This is a genomic window from Hymenobacter sp. CRA2 (assembly GCF_002007105.1).
In the GTDB taxonomy this organism is placed as follows: domain Bacteria; phylum Bacteroidota; class Bacteroidia; order Cytophagales; family Hymenobacteraceae; genus Solirubrum.
Genome location: NZ_MVBC01000008.1, coordinates 173,515 through 189,718 on the forward strand (window position 1 = coordinate 173,515; position 16,204 = coordinate 189,718).

11 protein-coding genes are annotated in these 16,204 nt (G+C 63.3%); 7 read left to right on the forward strand and 4 right to left on the reverse strand.

Going from position 1 to position 16,204, the window contains the following annotated elements:
• Positions 1-150 precede the first annotated feature (150 nt).
• Positions 151-1,146 (reverse strand): NAD-dependent epimerase/dehydratase family protein, encoded by a 996-nt coding sequence (locus B0919_RS14180; RefSeq protein ID WP_078012933.1) that lies wholly within the window; start codon positions 1,144-1,146, stop codon positions 151-153.
• A gap of 153 nt (positions 1,147-1,299) precedes the next feature.
• Here B0919_RS14180 and B0919_RS14185 point away from each other — a divergent pair, with 153 nt between their 5' ends.
• Positions 1,300-2,412 (forward strand): patatin-like phospholipase family protein, encoded by a 1,113-nt coding sequence (locus B0919_RS14185; protein WP_176133048.1) that lies wholly within the window; start codon positions 1,300-1,302, stop codon positions 2,410-2,412.
• A gap of 99 nt (positions 2,413-2,511) precedes the next feature.
• Here the strand turns inward: B0919_RS14185 and B0919_RS14190 are convergent, their stop codons facing one another.
• From B0919_RS14190 to B0919_RS14200, 3 genes are all read right to left on the reverse strand, one after another.
• Complete coding sequence (locus B0919_RS14190; protein WP_078012935.1) at positions 2,512-4,221, reverse strand: T9SS type A sorting domain-containing protein; 1,710 nt, start codon at positions 4,219-4,221, stop codon at positions 2,512-2,514.
• A gap of 345 nt (positions 4,222-4,566) precedes the next feature.
• Entirely contained in the window at positions 4,567-5,340 is a 774-nt protein-coding gene (locus B0919_RS14195; RefSeq protein ID WP_078012936.1) for a TerC family protein, read from the reverse strand.
• A gap of 195 nt (positions 5,341-5,535) precedes the next feature.
• Positions 5,536-6,978: an amidohydrolase family protein gene (locus B0919_RS14200; RefSeq protein ID WP_078012937.1), complete on the reverse strand. Its 1,443-nt coding sequence runs from the start codon at positions 6,976-6,978 to the stop codon at positions 5,536-5,538.
• Positions 6,979-7,255: 277 nt separating this feature from the next.
• On the opposite strand from B0919_RS14200, the gene B0919_RS14205 reads away from it, so the two are divergent.
• The 6 genes from B0919_RS14205 to B0919_RS14230 all read left to right on the forward strand — a co-directional run bounded on the left by B0919_RS14205 (position 7,256) and on the right by B0919_RS14230 (position 16,202).
• Entirely contained in the window at positions 7,256-8,629 is a 1,374-nt protein-coding gene (locus B0919_RS14205) for a S41 family peptidase (protein WP_176133049.1), read from the forward strand.
• 86 nt (positions 8,630-8,715) lie between these two features.
• Positions 8,716-9,963, forward strand: a complete 1,248-nt coding sequence (kbl, locus tag B0919_RS14210) for a glycine C-acetyltransferase (protein ID WP_078012939.1) — start codon at positions 8,716-8,718, stop codon at positions 9,961-9,963.
• A gap of 187 nt (positions 9,964-10,150) precedes the next feature.
• On the forward strand, positions 10,151-10,900 hold the full coding sequence (locus B0919_RS14215; protein ID WP_078012940.1) for a DUF4386 domain-containing protein: 750 nt from the start codon (positions 10,151-10,153) through the stop codon (positions 10,898-10,900).
• Between the two features lie 112 nt (positions 10,901-11,012).
• A complete protein-coding gene (locus B0919_RS14220; RefSeq protein ID WP_078012941.1) occupies positions 11,013-12,251 on the forward strand; it encodes an exo-beta-N-acetylmuramidase NamZ domain-containing protein in 1,239 nt (412 codons plus the stop codon).
• 85 nt (positions 12,252-12,336) lie between these two features.
• Positions 12,337-14,682: an EcoAI/FtnUII family type I restriction enzme subunit R gene (gene hsdR, locus B0919_RS14225; RefSeq protein WP_078012942.1), complete on the forward strand. Its 2,346-nt coding sequence runs from the start codon at positions 12,337-12,339 to the stop codon at positions 14,680-14,682.
• A gap of 83 nt (positions 14,683-14,765) precedes the next feature.
• A complete protein-coding gene (locus tag B0919_RS14230) occupies positions 14,766-16,202 on the forward strand; it encodes a type I restriction-modification system subunit M (RefSeq protein ID WP_078012943.1) in 1,437 nt (478 codons plus the stop codon).
• The last annotated feature ends 2 nt before the right edge of the window (positions 16,203-16,204 follow it).

Consider the following 16,204-nt stretch of genomic DNA (forward strand, 5'->3'; position numbering starts at 1 on the left):
AGTACGGGGGACAGGCGGGGTATCGTCGGGCAGTAAGCGCCGTGCTGGAAAAGCTACCCTGCCCGTAAATAGCCGCGGGGCCACCAAGGCTTGACAACAGCCTGCAAAAGAACGGTGCCACGACTTTCAGAGTCGTGGCACCGGGTGATTTTATTTCGCAGCGGCCAGCGGCGCCAGATACTCAGGCTCCTGCTGTAAGTGCTGCAGCATGTCGGCCGTCATCTTGTCCAGGTCGAACTGCGGCTGCCAGCCCCAGTCTTCGCGGGCGCGTGAGTCGTCGATGCTCTTGGGCCAGCTGTCGGCAATCTGCTGGCGCGAATCGGGCTGGTACGTGACCTGAAAATCGGGCAGGTGCTGCTGAATGCTGCGGGTGATTTCGGCCGGCGAGAAGCTCATGGCGCCCAGGTTGTAGCTGGTGCGGATTTTGATCTGCTCGGCGGGCGCGTGCATCAAATCCAGCGTGGCCTTCAGCGCGTCGGGCATGTACATCATCGGCAGGTAGGTATCCTGCTGCAGAAAGCACTGGTAAGGCAACCCGTGCACGGCGTGGTGGTAGATGTCGACGGCGTAATCGGTGGTGCCGCCGCCGGGCAGGCTCTTGTAGCCGATCAGGCCGGGGTAGCGCAGGCTGCGCACGTCGAGGCCGTGGCGGCGGAAGTACCAGTCGAGCCACAGCTCGCCGGCCTGCTTGCTGATGCCGTACACCGTGCCGGGGTCCATCACGGTGTACTGCGGCGTGTTGTCGCGCGGGGTGTTCGGGCCGAACACGGCAATGGACGAAGGCCAGTAGATGCGCGGCTTGTCGTATTCGAGGGCGGCGTTGAGCACGTTGAACAGGCCGTCCATGTTCAGCTGCCAGCCGAACTCGGGCTGTTTTTCGGCCGTGGCCGAGAGCAGGGCGGCCAGGTGATACACCTGCTTGGGGCGGTAGCGCTGCATCACCTCGCCGAGGCGGGCGCGGTCGAGCACGTCGAGCTGCTCAAAGGGGCCGGCCTGGGCCAGCTCCGGGTGCTTGGGCAGGCGCACATCGGCCGCAATAACGTTGGAGGCGCCGTAGCGCTGGCGTAGTTCGTGGGTCAGCTCGAAGCCGAGTTGTCCGCCGGCGCCAATAACCAGAATTGTGTCGCCTGTGCCGGGTGTGCTCATAAGTGGGGAAGTGGGGAAAACGGGTGGGGAATGCCGAATGGGAGCGTGGGAGCGGAGTGGCCCGCGGGCCGCCGCAAAGATACCGCCTTTGGCGGCGCCCGCCCGCACCCGGCGCCATGCAACCGCCGACCTTCGTACGGTTATCTTTGGGGTATGATGCACCACTGCACGCGCCGCGGGCGCTGGATCGGGCTGCTCGGCAGCCTGCTGATGGGGGGAATGGCGCTTCCGGCCACGGCCCAGACGGCCGCCAGTGCCCCCACGTACCGCAACCTGGTGATGGAAGGCGGCGGCATCCGCGGCATTGCCTACGGCGGCGCCCTCGACGAACTGGATAAGCTCGGCGTGCTCGGTCGCATCGAGCGGGTGGGCGGCACCTCGGCCGGGGCCATTCAGGCCGCGCTGCTGGCCGTGGGCTACACCCCTGCCGAAATCATCGAGGTGGTCAACAACACGCCCATTCAGCGCTTCAACGACGGGCGCATGATCTTCTTCGGCGGCTCGCACCGACTCATGAAGCAGTACGGCTGGTACCGCGGCGAGGCCTTCAGCAACTACCTGGCCGAGCTGGTGGCCCGCAAAACCAGCAAGCCCGACCTCACCCTGGGCGAGCTGCACCATCTGGCCCAGCAGCAGCCCGGCCGCTTCCGCGACCTGTACACCACCGGCACCAACCTCACCACCCAGCGCGTGCAGGTGTTCAGCTACGAAACCAACCCGCAGATGCGCGTGGCCGACGCGGTGCGCATCAGCATGAGCATCCCGATGTACTTCCGGGCCGTGCTGCTCGACGCGCAGAACAACGTCATTCACGGCAAGCCCGAGAAGGGCCAGCCCGTGCAGGTGCTCGTCGACGGGGGCGTGCTGGCCAATTACCCGGTGGACCTCTTCGACAAGCCGCGTTACCTACCTACCGGCACCACGGCCACGCCCGATGCCCGCGGCAACGTGTTCAACCCCGAAACCCTGGGCCTGCGCCTCGACCGCGCCGAGCAGATTGCCCTCGACACCACCGCCACTGGCCGGCAGGCCCTGGCGCCTTATCCCATCCGCGACTTGCCGTCCTACATCGGCGGGCTGTACAACCTGGTGGAGGAAACCCTGAACCCGGCCCAGCCGCAGGACTGGTCGCGCACGGTGAGCATCAGCACCGAAGGCTTCGCCCCGAAAATCAAGCGCGTGCCCGAGCCGCAGAAGCAGCTGCTGATGGCCAGCGGCCGCCGCGGGGTGCAGGCCTTTTTTCAGCGCGGACAGGTGCGGCGGTAGCGGCGCGGCCGACTGAAAACGAGCCAAACGAGAACTGCCCGGCACATGTACGTGCCGGGCAGTTCTGGTTTGCTAAGTGCGAATGCTGCTCTGCCGCGGCTACTCAATCACCAGTCGCTGCGAGTAGCGGTAGCCGTTGGGGCCGCTGAGCTGGAGCAGGTACAGGCCCGCTGGCTGCCCCAGCAACGAAACGGGAATGCTGCTGGCCGCAGGCGCTGCGCCGAGTTCCTGCCGCAGTACCGGGCGGCCCGTTTGGGCACTGACGAGGCTGAGCTGCAGGTGGGTGCGCGGCGCAGCGGCGGGCAGGCGCAGCGTGAGCTGGTCGTGGGCCGGGTTGGGGTAGGCTTCCAGGGTGGCCGGGGCAGCTTGGCTTTCCGAGGGCGGGGCGGTGGGCGGCACCACGACCACCGGGGCGGGCGGCGCCGTGGCCGAGCCGCCGACTTTCACCACCCACATATCTAAGTTGTAGCCGTAGGGCTGGGCCGTGTTGTAGCCGGGGTGGGTTTTGTCGCCCACGGCGTCGGAGGAGGAATAGCCGGCCATGACCAGGCCGCCGTCCATCGTCTGCTCCAGCCCCCACAAGAAATCATCACGGTTGCCGCCCATGGTCACGTCCCACTGCAGGGTGCCGGCCGCGTCGGTTTTGACCAGCCAGTAATCGGCGTTGCCGCGTTGGCCCTGGGTCTTGTCGCCCGATACGGGGGAGCTGGAGCCGCCCGCGAAGGCAAAGCCGCCGTCGGCCGTGGGCTGCAGGCGGTAGATCTGGTCGTGGCCGCTGCCGCCGTAGGCCCGGTCCCAGAGCTTGGTGCCCAGGCCGTCGAGCCTCAGCACCCAGAAGTCGTTGCCGCCCTTGCTGGGCTGGGTTTTATTGCCCGTGGCCCCGGAGTTCGACCAGCCGCCGAGGATGAACCCGCCGTCGGGCGTGCCTTGCAAGTCCTGGCACACGTCGTAACTGTCGCCGCCGAAGGTCTTGTCCCACATCTTGTTGCCATTGCCGTCGAGCTTCACCACCCAGATATCGGCTTCCCGGTTGAAGTTAGACGCTGACTTGTCGCCGCCGGCGCCCGACCACGAGTTGCCAGCCAGCAGATAGCCGCCGTCGGCCGTGGGCTGCAGGCCCGTGAGCTGCTCCACGTTGCCGCCCCCAATGCTCCGGTCCCAGAGCTTGTTGCCGGCCGCGTCGAGCTTCACTATCCAGAAGTCCTGAATGCCGCGCAAGGCCCCGGTTTTGTCGCCGCCCGCGCCCGAGTACGAGTCGCCGCCGAGGATGTAGCCGCCGTCGGCCGTCTGGCGCACCACGCGCAGGGCTTCGCTTTTGGCGCCGCCCAGGGTTCGGTCCCATTGCTTCTGGCCGTTGGCATCGAGCTTGATGATCCAGTAGTCGGTTTCGCCCCGGCTGCCCTGGCTTTTGTCGTAGGAAGCGGGCGAGTTGGAGAAGCCGCCGATGATAAAGCCACCGTCTTTGGTCAACTCCAGGCAGGTAAAGTCCTCGCCGTTGCTGCCCCCGTAGGTCCGGTCCCAGAGCTTGGTGCCGGCGCCGTCGAGCTTGACTATCCAGTAGTCGGTGTTGCCCACATTGGGCTGGGACTTATCCCCCGACACGCCTGACTGGGAGCTGCCGCCCACCAGCAGGCCGCCGTCGGGCGTCTGGCGCATGGCGTGCAAGTAGTCGAAGTGCGTGCCACCGAGGGTTCGGTCCCACACTTTGGCCGGGGCCTGAGCCTGCGCCGCGGAGGCTAGGCCGAGCATGGCGGCACCGGCCAGAAGTAAGCTGCGCCAGCGGCGCCGGAGGTAAACGGGTGCGTGCATAGGTGTAAAGGGAATAGTGCTTGATGGACTGAGCCTCTACATGCACAGTCAGTTGCATTAACTGTAATAAATATTCGGCAACGTTAATCTACAGCCTGAAGCTAGAACTAAGGTTAGACTAGTCCCCCTCCTCAGCTGAGGAGGGGTTAGGGGTGGTTGACCTTCCTGAAACAACCACATCAGCCCGTCATGTCGAGCGAAGTCGAGACATCTCGCTTGCTGATGGCGGATAGTACCCTTAACCTTTCAACCACCCCCAACCCCTCCTCAGCTGAGGAGGGGAGCTAGTTCTAATCCCGAGCCGCAACGTGGGTTTAGTGGTATAAAATGCTTGGGAGCAGCAACCTACAGCCGCTGGTGCCGCGGCACGTTGAAGAGCAGCGAGGTAGCCAGCGGCACCAAGAACATGAGTACCGTCAGCACCGTCAGGCCAACGTCGGCGGCGTGGCTTTCAAGAAATCGGCTGAACGGATGCTCAGGCTGAAAGTGCTCGAACAAGGACAGCAGCAGCTTCAGGCCCAGCAAACCGATGACCAGGAAGGCCGAGGTTTCCAGGAAGGGGTACTTGGCCATCAGCAGCACGAAAGCCTGCGCCACCAGTCGCATAGCCAGAATGCCGATAAACACGCCGAGGCAGATCAGAATCAGGTTGTCAGTGAAGGCTACGACGGCGAAGACGTTGTCGATGGAAAAGGCCAGGTCCATCAGCTCGATCAGGGCTACGGTAGCCCAGAATTGGCCGAACATACCCAGCGTGCGGCGGTACAGCCAGCTTTTCTGCTTGTCGGGGGCACCCTCGTCATCGTCGGCCGAGCCGTGGTTTTTGGGTTTGAACTGCTGGTACGCCAGGTAGAGCAGGTATAGGCCGCCGAGGGGCTTGAGGTACCAGAAATTGATGAGGAACGAAGCGAAAAGCAGGCACAGGCCGCGGAACACGTAGGCGCCGATGATGCCGTAGCGCAGGGCTTTTTGGTGTTGCTCCTTGGGTAGGTCGCCCACCATGGTGGCCAGCACGGCCGCGTTGTCCACGGAGAGCAGGCTTTCGATGATGATGAGGTTGCCGACGATGGCCGCCGCAGCCAAAGGATTATCGAGGATTTGCTGGAGGTGTACGTTCATGCGGTGGAAAGCTCACGGCTGCGCGCCACGCAGGCGCCCGGGCCGTGAAGGGTAAAGTGCAAAGCAAGCGGTTTTACGCCGGTGGCTGTCGGCGGGTGCGTTGGGGCCGGTTGGGCAGTGGTCGTGTGGGCCACAAACCACGCAGGGCGTCATGCAGGCTAATAAAGCCGGCTCAAACGGCTACGACCTGTCAGCTTAGTTCAGGCCCACCTTGCCCTTCACCGACTCGAAGATCTTGGCCGAGTCGAAACCCACGCCGCGCTTGAACACCACTTCCATGCGGCGCAGCTGCTGGATATCCTTTTCCGGGTCGCCGTCGATAAGCACCAAGTCGGCCTGTTTACCGGCCTCGATGGAGCCGATTTCCTTGTCGCGGCCGAGGAACACGGCCCCGTTCAGCGTGCTGATTTTGATGGCCTGCACCGGCGTGAAGCCCGCTTCCACCAGCAGCTCCACCTGCCGGCGGTTGGAGTAGCCGGCAATGGTGCGGCCGGCGCCCGTAGGGTCGGTGCCCGATACGAGTAGGCCGCCCGCATCGTGAAATTGCTTTTCCCAGCCCAACTCCTTCTTAAACAGCGCCGCGCTGGCCGAGTCCTTGCGCTGGTTTTGCTGCCAGGTTTTGGTTTCGCGCTCCTGCAGCTGCGGAATCAGCGCTTCCATACCGCCGCCCAGCACGGCTTCGCGGCCGGTGTAGGGCTCAAACACGGGCAGGGTCGAAGTCAGGGCCACCTTCTTGCTGATGAGGAAGCTGATCAGGCTTTGCATCTCGGGCGCATTGGCCGGCAGGCGCATCAGCCCTTGGCGGGCGGCGGGGTAGTCGCAGTTGTCGGGCTGCTTGCCGGCAGCGAAGTCCGAGCTGGCCATGAAGCCGTGCTCCAGGTTGTCGATGCCCAGCTCGGCGGCTTCGCGGTAGCTGATGGCGCAGAGGTGGCCGGTCACCTTGAGGTTGCGCTGGTGCGCTTCCTTGACCACGGCGGCGAGGTCGGCGCGGGTGGCGTGCATGTACATCTTGAAGGAAGTGCAGCCGCGGTCGGCCCAGTACGCGGCGGTGCGGGTAGCGTCCTCGGGGCCGTGGATGGTGTTCAGGGCCGGAATATCCATGCCCGGCTCCTCCATATAGGGCGCCGTCACGTCGATGTCGGGTCCGATGAGCTTGCCTTCGGCCACCATGCGCTTGATAGCCAGATCCGTCTGCGGCTCGATGCTGCCCGCCGTGCGGATGGTGGTGGCCCCGCCCGCCAGGTACAGCCGCGGGAAGGAGTAGGGCATCTGCGCGATGTTGAAGTACTGGCCCGTGGGCATGGTGTAGTACAGGTGCTCGTGCAGCATCACCAGGCCCGGAATCAGCGTCTTGCCGGCGCAGTTAATGACTTGCGCGTCCTTAGGCACCTTCACCTTTTTCAGTGGCCCTACCTGCTCGATGCGCCCGTTGCGCACGAGCACAGTCTGGTGCTGCTGCGCCGGCCGGCCGGTGCCGTCGATGACTTTGGCGTCGGTGAGGGCAATCAACGGCGCGTCGGTGCGAATGAACTCGCGCGTTTGCGGGGTGAAGGCAGGTTGGGTTTGGGCCTGGGCCGCGGCGGGCAGGAGCAGGGTCAGGGCGAGGCGGAGCAGGCGGCTTGGTTGGGGCAGAAGCATGAAGAACGGCGGGGATGGTGAGGCGGCGCGCAAGTATACGCAGGCCGGGCCGCTCCCCCGGCTGTGCTATTAGGTAAGCGGGGCGCCGGCCGATGCAAGCTGCCTCGTGGCGCTCCGGCCAGCAGCCCGGCGGCGGGAAGTTCATGCCAGGTCCGAAGGCAGAGCCTGCCAGCCGGGAGGCTAGGCAACTATGCGCCTGCTAGTTGCATCTGAGCGCATGCTGAGGGCTTGCGCCCGACCCAGCGGGCCTTCATTCACCTTACTTCCCCGACAAGCTATGAATACAGCATCCGTTCTATCCATCCTAGCATTGATGGGGTGCGCAGCCCCGGTGCTGGCCCAGGCCATTCCGGCTGAGTCCGTTTGGCAAGTAACCAATACGACCTCCGGCGACCTGCACCTGTGGACGCTCCGCTTAGACCGAGGCTCCTTCCAACTCTATTCCCAGAAGGATGTGCTAAAAACGTTTGCGCCGGATGCCGCCGCCAACAAAGACCATCTGGCCAATAAAACTATCCACGGCAGCCTGATTTACATCGAAGGCCAGACCCGGACCAGCGGGGACAGTCTGGTGTTGGAAGGCCGCTTCCAGTCCGTCTACAGCCAGCGGCAGTTTCGGGCCACCATCTACCGCGGCGCTTTCCGCGCCGTTACCGCTGCCGATGGCAAATCCCGAAATGATTGGCAAGGCAGCCGGCTGGCGCAGAAAAAGCCGTTGAGAAATTACGCGGCAGTCATTGACTCGGCCATCCAGGTGACGGAACGCAAGTTCTACAACCCCCATTTGCTACGGCAGGGGCCTTGGGTGGCGTTCAAGCAGCAGCTCCGCCGGCAGCAGGGCGCCATCTGGGACGATTACCAGCTCAAGATTGTGTTTACGCTCGGGGCAGCGCGCCTGCCGTTCAGCCACTACAGCCTAAGCTCCCAGCGCCCGGCCCTAACGCCTGCCCCGGGCAGGAGCGCTCCGGCCTTGCCCGTGGGCAATGTGGCGCTTCGGGAAGTGGCCCCGCAAACGGCTTATCTGCAAGTGCGCTCCTTCAACGGCACCGCCGCGGAAATGGACAGCGTCGTGACCTTGCTGAAAGCCAAACCCTACCAGAACCTGATCATTGACCTGCGCGACAACCAGGGCGGGTCGGTGCAGGCCGTGATGCCCCTGGCCCGGTACCTGTCAGCCGATACGGTGTACCTGGGCGCCATCGTCACCCGCCACTGGTTTGAGCATTCCTCCACGCCCCCGAAGCAGAGCGAGTACAAGAGCCTGCAGTCATTCTCCGAAGCGAGTTATGAACGCATCATGGCGGCTATTCATCAGACGAAGGGCGTCTGCTTGCTTGCCCCGCCGGATACCCGTCCCTTCAGCGGCAGCGTGTATTTCCTGGTGAACCGGGAAACGGCCAGTGCGTGCGAACCGCTGGTCTACAGTTATCAGCACAACAAGCGCGCCGTGGTGGTGGGCGAAAACACCGCCGGCGCCATGCTGAGCGGGGAGCGGTTTGCCTTGCCCGCCCCGTTTGTGCTGTGGGTCCCTACCGCCGATTACTACACCGCCGACGGCAAGCGGCTCGACCTGGTTGGGGTGGCCCCCGACGTAGCGGTAAACCCCGCATCCAGCCTGAACCACGTACTAGCCGCTTTGCCCCAGAAGTAAGCGGCGGCCGGGGGAGGTTTTGCGTAGCTTTGAGTACGGCCACGGCCGTACCTTCGCCCACCGATTCCCCACGTACCCCAACCTCGATGTACACCACCCTTCAGCCCGACCTGCAGCAGCAGCTACAGGAAATCAAGGATGCCGGCCTCTACAAGAAGGAGCGCATCATCACCAGCCCGCAAGGCGCCGAAATCGAAACCGACGAGGCCGGCGAGGTGCTCAACTTCTGCGCCAACAACTACCTGGGCCTCAGCTCCCACCCCGAAGTGATTAAGGCCGCCAAGGAAGCCATTGATACCCACGGCTACGGCATGTCGTCGGTACGCTTTATCTGCGGTACCCAGGACATTCACAAGGAGCTGGAGCAGAAGATTGCCGAGTTTCTGGGCACCGAGGACACCATCCTCTACGCCGCCGCCTTCGACGCCAACGGCGGGGTGTTCGAGCCGCTGTTCAACGAGCAGGACGCTATTATCAGCGACGCGCTCAACCACGCCAGCATCATCGACGGGGTGCGCCTGTGCAAGGCCCAGCGCTACCGCTACACCCACAACGACATGCAGGACCTGGAGAAGCAACTCCAGGACGCCCAAGCCAAGGGCGCCCGCCACCGCATCATCGTCACCGACGGCTCGTTCTCCATGGACGGCACCATCGCCCGCCTCGACCAGATCTGCGACCTGGCCGACAAGTACCAGGCGCTGGTCATGATTGACGAGTGCCACTCCATGGGCTTCCTCGGCAAAACCGGCCGCGGCACCCACGAGTACCGGGGCGTCATGGGCCGCGTCGACATCATCACCGGCACGCTAGGCAAGGCCCTGGGCGGGGCCATGGGCGGCTTCACCTCGGGCCGCAAGGAAATCATCGACATGCTGCGCCAGCGCAGCCGCCCTTACTTGTTCTCCAACACGCTGGCCCCGGCCATCGTGGGCGCCAGCATCCGCGTGCTTGATCTGCTGACCGAGAGCACCGAGCTGCGCGACAAGCTGGAGGAAAACACCAAGTACTTCCGCGAGAAGATGACCGCCGCCGGCTTCGACATCAAGCCCGGCGAGCATCCCATCGTGCCCGTCATGCTCTACGACGCCAAGCTGGCCCAGGAATTCGCCGCCAAAATGCTCGAGAAGGGTATTTACGTGGTGGGCTTCTACTACCCGGTGGTGCCCAAGGGCCAGGCCCGCATCCGCGTGCAGCTCTCCGCCGCCCACAACCGCGAGCATCTGGACAAAGCCATCAACGCCTTTATCGAAGTGGGCCGCGAGCTGGGTACCATCAAGGAACCCTCGGCCCAGCAGCCCGAAGCCGGCCAAGTGGTGCAGAACACGCCGTGAAGCCTGCCGCCTCAGTAAACGACAAGGCCCGCCGAAGCTTCGGCGGGCCTTGTCGTTTATCTGGTTTTGGGAAGGTCCGCAGACCTCCCTGCTGTGAGGTTTGTGGGCCGTAGCACCCGATTAGGGCTAAAGGCGTCAGCAGGGCAGCGCATCTTCAATATATTTAGTCTTATATATTAGGGCCGATATGCTGAATTCTACCTTGGGCGCTTCGCCGAATAAGTACGTCCGGTTGGGCGGCATTGCTTACCTGGTCATCATTGCGGCCGGGTTGCTCGGCGAGGCGTTTGTGCGCAACACCCTGGTGGTGGCCGGAGATGCTGCCGCCACGGCGCAGCGCATCAGCAGTTCGTCGCTGCTCTGGCGGGCGGGCATTGCCGGCGACTTGCTGATGCACATGCTGGACGTGCTGGTAATGTTCGTGCTGTACACCCTGCTAAAGCCCATAAACCCGCGCGTGGCGTTCATGGCGCTGCTGTTCAATATCGTTCAGACCGCCGTGCTGGCACTAAACAAGCTGAACCTGCTGCTGCCCACGTTGCTGCTTGAAGATTCGGCGTACCTGCGGGTGCTGGACCCGGCTCAGCGGCACGCCTTGGCTTACGTCTTCATTCAGGCCCACAGCTACGGCTTCGGCATCGGCCTGCTGTTTTTTGGCTGCACCTGCCTGGGCTGGGGCTACCTCATCATCCGCGCGGGCTTTTTGCCGCGGCTCTTGGGCCTGCTGATGCAGGTGGCCGGCTTGTGCTACATCGTCAACAGCTTCGCGCTGATCGTCGCGCCTGAGGTGGCCGACCAGCTGTTCCCCTTCATCATGCTGCCTTCTTTCGTGGCAGAGACGTCGCTGGCGCTGTGGCTGGTAATAAAGGGCGTGAACATGCCCGTGTGGCTAGCGAAACAGGAGACCCAGACAAGTGCTCAGCTGGTAGGGGCGTAGCCCCGCGGCGGCGGGATGCTGGGCTGCCGGCGCACGCGGGCGCTACAGCCGCTGCATGGAGGAAAAGCGCTAATTTCCGCAGCCCCCTTCCCGCAAACTGCCCGCCCACGCCATGAAATTCGCTTATCTATTTGCTTCGCTGCTGTCGACTGGCACGTTGGTCGCCGGGCTAAACCGGCAAGAACTAGTGCCGGCTGCCGAGCCGAGCAGCCCGCGCGCCAAAACCGCTATCATCACCGGCGCCGACCAAACCGAGGCCTACCTCGGCTACCTCAAGGGCAAGCGCGTCGCCATCCTGGCCAACCCCACCACCGTCATAGGCCGGCGGCACCTGGTCGACAGCCTGCCGAGCCGGGGCGTGAACATCGTGAAGGTGTTCGGGCCGGAGCACGGTTTCCGGGGCAACGCCAGCGCCGGCGCCAAAGTCGCCGACGAGAAAGACCCGGCCACGGGCATCCCGGTTATTTCCCTGTACGGCAAGAAGCGCAAGCCCTCGGCGGAAGACCTGGCCGACGTGGACGTGATGATGTTCGACGTGCAGGACGTGGGCTGCCGCTTCTACACCTACATCAATGTGCTGCGCGACGTGATGGACGCCTGCGCCGAAAATAACAAGGAGCTGCTCATCCTCGACCGGCCCAACCCCAACGGCTACCTCGTCGACGGGCCGGTGCTGGACATGGCGCTAAAATCCGGCATCGGGCAGTTTCCCATTCCCATTGCCCACGGCCTGACCATCGCCGAATTTGCCCAGATGGTCAACGGCGAAAAGTGGCTGCCCGGCGGCAAGCCCTGCCGGCTCAAAATCATTCCGGTGAAGAACTACCGGCACGATATGGAGTACGTGCTGCCGGTAAAACCCTCGCCCAACCTGAACACCCAGCAGAGCATTCTGCTCTACCCGTCGACCTGCCTGTTCGAGGGCACGGCGCTCAACCTCGGCCGCGGGACCCAGTTTCCGTTCACCGTGCTAGGCAGCCCCGCCTTGCAGGGCAAATACAGCTTTTCCTTCACGCCCATCAGCATCCCCGGCATGAGCGAGACGCCCTTGTACATGAACCAAGTCTGCTACGGCCTCGACCTGCGACAGTACGACGTGCACGAGCTGCGCAAAACCGGGCGCATCAACCTGGATTGGATGCTGGCGCTTTACCAGGCTTACCCGGATAAGGAGAAGTTCTTTGACCGCACGCAGAGCAAGGAAATCGGCAACATCAATGGCCTGGCCGGCACGCTCGACTTCAGAAAGCAGATCGAGACGGGGCAAACCCCGGAGCAAATCCGGGCCTCCTGGGAGCCGAAGCTGAGCCAGTACAAGCAGATGCGCAAGAAGTACCTGCTGTACCGGTAGGAGGCTAGCATAAGCTATAGCCGAAAGTTATCTTTGATACCCCGCTTCCACACCTGAGTTGGAAGTGGGGTTTTCATTTCGGGTGATGGATAAAAAGCTACTTTCCGAGCGGGACATTTGCTCCAAATACATTACCCCATCGCTGCAGCAAGCAGGTTGGGATTTACACCGACAAATCAGAGAAGAAGTAACCCTGACGGTTGGGCGAGTTCAAGTGCGTGGCAATAACATGCACCAGCGCGGGAATAAGCTTTTCGCGGATTATGTGCTCTACCAACAGCCCGGCGTGCCGCTGGCCGTGGTGGAAGCCAAAGACAACAAGCACGCTATTGGTGCTGGTATGCGGCAGGCGCTGGACTACGCTCAGCTGCTGGATGTGCCGTTTGCCTATAGCTCCAACGGCGACGGATTCCTGGAACACGACCTGACTCAGGCCAACGGTGTGCTGGAGCGGCAAATCAGCCTCGACGAATTTCCCTCGCCACAGGAGCTGTGGCAACGCTACTGCCGCTACAAGGGCCTGGAGCAGCCCGAGCAGCAGAAGCTGCTGAACCAGCCATTTTACCAGGATAGCACCACGCACGAGCCGCGCTACTACCAGGCCGTAGCCGTGAACAAAACCGCAGAAGCCGTAGCCCGCGGGCAGAAGCGTTTGCTGCTGGTCATGGCTACCGGCACGGGCAAAACCTACACCGCATTCCAGATTATTCACCGCCTGTGGAAAGCCGGTGCCAAAAAGCGCATCCTGTTTCTGGCCGACCGCAACATCCTCATCGACCAGCCATACCGCGGCGACTTCCGCCCCTTCGGCGACAGCATGACGCTGGTAAAGAACCACCACGTCGACCACGCCTACGAAATTTACCTTGCCCTCTACCAGGGCTTGAGCAGCAACGACCCCGAGGCCGAGGCCTACAAGCAATTTAGCCCCGGCTTTTTCGACCTCATCGTGGTGGACGAGTGCCACCGGGGCAGCAGCGCCGCCGATTCCCGCTGGCGGGCCATTCTGGATTACTTCCCCACGGCTACCCACCTGGGCCTGACGGCTACCCCCAGCAACGACGAAGACCGTTCCAACTACGACTACTTCGGCCGGCCCATCTATACCTACTCGCTCAAGCAGGGCATTGCCGACGGCTTCCTGGCCCCGTACAAAGTAGTGCGCGTGCAGCTGGACCGGGACCTGAGCTGGCGCCCCGAAGTAGGGCAGAAGGACAGCAACGGCAGCGAAGTGGAAGACCGGGAATACAACCTCTCCGACTACGACCGCACCCTGGTGCTCGAAAAGCGCACTGAGAAAATAGCCGAGCGCGTCACCCAGTTCCTGCACGCCCTCGGCGACCGGTACGCCAAAACCATCGTGTTCTGCATCGACCGGGAACATGCCAGCCGCATGCGCACGGCGCTGGTCAACCGCAACCAGGGCATGGTACACCAGCACCCCGAGTACGTGATGCAGCTCACCAGCGACCAGCCCAACTACCTGGGCTGGGTGGAGCGCTTTACCGAGCCCAAAGACCCCATGCCGGTCATCGTGACCACCTCCAAGCTGCTCACCACCGGCGTGGATACCAAGACGGTCAAGGTCATCGTGCTGGATGCGCCCATTAGCTCCCTTACCGAGTTCAAGCAGATTATCGGCCGGGGCACGCGCATCGATGAGAAGCATAAGAAATTCTTCTTCACCATCCTCGATTTCCGCAACGCCACCCGCCTGTTTGCCGACCCCAATTTTGACGGCGAACCGGAAGACGTAATAGAAGTAGAGCCCGAAGACGAGGACATGAGCGGAGCCGTAAGCGGAGGCACGCCACCGGCCAGCCCCCCGGTTCCTGTCCTGCCTGGCGGCCCCAATCCGGGGCCTCGCCCCAAAGTCTACGTGCGCGATGTACCCGTAAGCGTGCTGCGCGAACAAGTGCAGTACTACGGGCCCGATGGCCGGCTCATTACCGAGTCGTTGCTCGATTACACCCGCCGCCGCCTGCGCAACCACTACGCCGACCTGACCGACTTCCTTGCCCGCTGGCGCACCGCCGACAACCCGCAGCAGCTGGTGCAGGAGCTGGAAGCCCATGGACTGCTGCTGGCCGAGCTGCAGGAACAAGCCAATCAGCCCGACCTCGACCTGTTCGACCTGCTCTGCCACGTGGCCTACGACCAGCCCCCGCTGACCCGCCGCCAGCGCGCCGAACGGGTACGCCGCCGCGACTATTTCGAGCGGTTCGGGGCGCCGGCCCGGCAGGTGCTGGACCTGTTGCTCGACAAGTACACCGACGAAGGCCCCGCCGGCCTCGAATCCCCCAACGTCCTTACCCTCGACCCCTTGCGCGACCTGGGCACCCCCACCGAGCTGGTGCGCCGCTTCGGCGGCAGCCAGCAGTTTGCGGCGGCCCTGCACGAGTTGCGCACCGGCCTCTACCAGGCGTCGTGAAACCTCACCCCCGGCCCCCTCTGCAAAAGAGAGGGGGCCGGGGGTGAGGTTCCCCTGTACCTTTGCGTTTTGTTTCCGCTTACATGGCTTCTCTTTCGGCTACCATCAAGTCCATCCAGAACCTCATGCGCCAGGATGCGGGCGTGGATGGCGACGCTCAGCGCATTTCGCAGCTCGTGTGGCTGCTGTTTCTGAAAATCTTCGACAAAAAGGAGGAAGACGAAGAAGCCCTGAACCCCGACTACCGTTCGCCCATTCCCGAGGGCCTGCGCTGGCGCGACTGGGCCGCCAACCCCGAAGGCTACACCGGCGACGTGCTGCTGGCTTTCGTCAACGACGTGCTGTTTCCGCAGCTAAAGGGCCTGCAACCCCATGGCCCCACCGACCGCGCCCACCTCGTGCGCGACATCTTCGCCGACTCCTACAACTACATGAAGTCGGGCACCCTGCTGCGCAAGGTGATTAACGAGCTGGAAAAGGGCATCGACTACGGCTCGCGCCACGACCGGCACCTGTTCAACGACATCTACGAGCAGATTCTGCGCGATTTGCAGAGCGCCGGCAATGCCGGGGAGTTCTACACGCCCCGCGCCGTCACGCAGCTCGTTACGGAGCTGGTCAACCCCGACTACCGCGGCGGGCAAGTGACCATGGACCCCGCCTGCGGCACCGCCGGCTTCCTCATCAACGCGCTGGAGTACATGAAGGACCGGCAGCCGCTCACCACCCCCGAGCGCAAGGCCGAGTGGCTGGGCAGCGTGCGCGGCTACGAGAAAAAGCCCCTGCCGCACCTGCTGGCTACCACCAACCTGCTGCTGCACGATGTGGAAACACCCGGCGCCGTGGTGCACGACAATACGCTAAAAGTGTGGCGCGACCTGCCCGAGGTCGAGTATATCCTGTCGAACCCCCCCTTCGGCGGGTTGGAAGAAAACGTGGTGGCCAACGGCTTCCCCTCCAACTACCGCACCACCGAAACGGCCGACCTCTTCCTGTATCTCATCATCGAAAAGCTCAAGCCCGGTGGCCGCGCCGGCGTGGTGCTGCCCGATGGCTCCCTATTCGGGGAAAGCGGCGTGAAGCTGCGGGTGAAAGAGCACCTGTTGCAGCATTGCAACCTGCACACCATCGTGCGCCTGCCCAACGGCGTGTTTGCCCCCTACACCGGCATCCGCACCAATCTGCTCTTCTTCGACAAAGGCCCCGCTACCCAGGAAGTGTGGTACTACGAGCACCCGTACCCGGCCGGCGTCAAGAGCTACTCCAAAACCCGCCCCATGCGCAGCGAGGAATTCGGCGAGCTGCGCAGCTGGTGGAATACCCGCTACGAGAACGAACGCGCCTGGAAAGTGTCCCTCGACGACATCAAAGCGCGGGGGTATAACCTGGATATCAAGAATCCACACCAAGCCGAGGAAATCCACGAGTATACCAGCCAGGAGCTACTGGCGCAGCTGGCCGCATCGTACGGCAACAGCGTGCAGCTGTTGGAGAAATTTCGGGCCGCGCTGAACGATTAGTA

What these genes read in the sequence shown, in the direction of transcription:
- B0919_RS14180 (WP_078012933.1), bottom strand. Translation starts at nt 1,146, where the DNA reads ATGAGCACACCCGGCACAGGCGACACAATTCTGGTTATTGGCGCCGGC.
- B0919_RS14185 (WP_176133048.1), top strand. Translation starts at nt 1,300, where the DNA reads ATGATGCACCACTGCACGCGCCGCGGGCGCTGGATCGGGCTGCTCGGC.
- B0919_RS14190 (WP_078012935.1), bottom strand. Translation starts at nt 4,221, where the DNA reads ATGCACGCACCCGTTTACCTCCGGCGCCGCTGGCGCAGCTTACTTCTG.
- B0919_RS14195 (WP_078012936.1), bottom strand. Translation starts at nt 5,340, where the DNA reads ATGAACGTACACCTCCAGCAAATCCTCGATAATCCTTTGGCTGCGGCG.
- B0919_RS14200 (WP_078012937.1), bottom strand. Translation starts at nt 6,978, where the DNA reads ATGCTTCTGCCCCAACCAAGCCGCCTGCTCCGCCTCGCCCTGACCCTG.
- B0919_RS14205 (WP_176133049.1), top strand. Translation starts at nt 7,256, where the DNA reads ATGAATACAGCATCCGTTCTATCCATCCTAGCATTGATGGGGTGCGCA.
- kbl (WP_078012939.1), top strand. Translation starts at nt 8,716, where the DNA reads ATGTACACCACCCTTCAGCCCGACCTGCAGCAGCAGCTACAGGAAATC.
- B0919_RS14215 (WP_078012940.1), top strand. Translation starts at nt 10,151, where the DNA reads ATGCTGAATTCTACCTTGGGCGCTTCGCCGAATAAGTACGTCCGGTTG.
- B0919_RS14220 (WP_078012941.1), top strand. Translation starts at nt 11,013, where the DNA reads ATGAAATTCGCTTATCTATTTGCTTCGCTGCTGTCGACTGGCACGTTG.
- hsdR (WP_078012942.1), top strand. Translation starts at nt 12,337, where the DNA reads ATGGATAAAAAGCTACTTTCCGAGCGGGACATTTGCTCCAAATACATT.
- B0919_RS14230 (WP_078012943.1), top strand. Translation starts at nt 14,766, where the DNA reads ATGGCTTCTCTTTCGGCTACCATCAAGTCCATCCAGAACCTCATGCGC.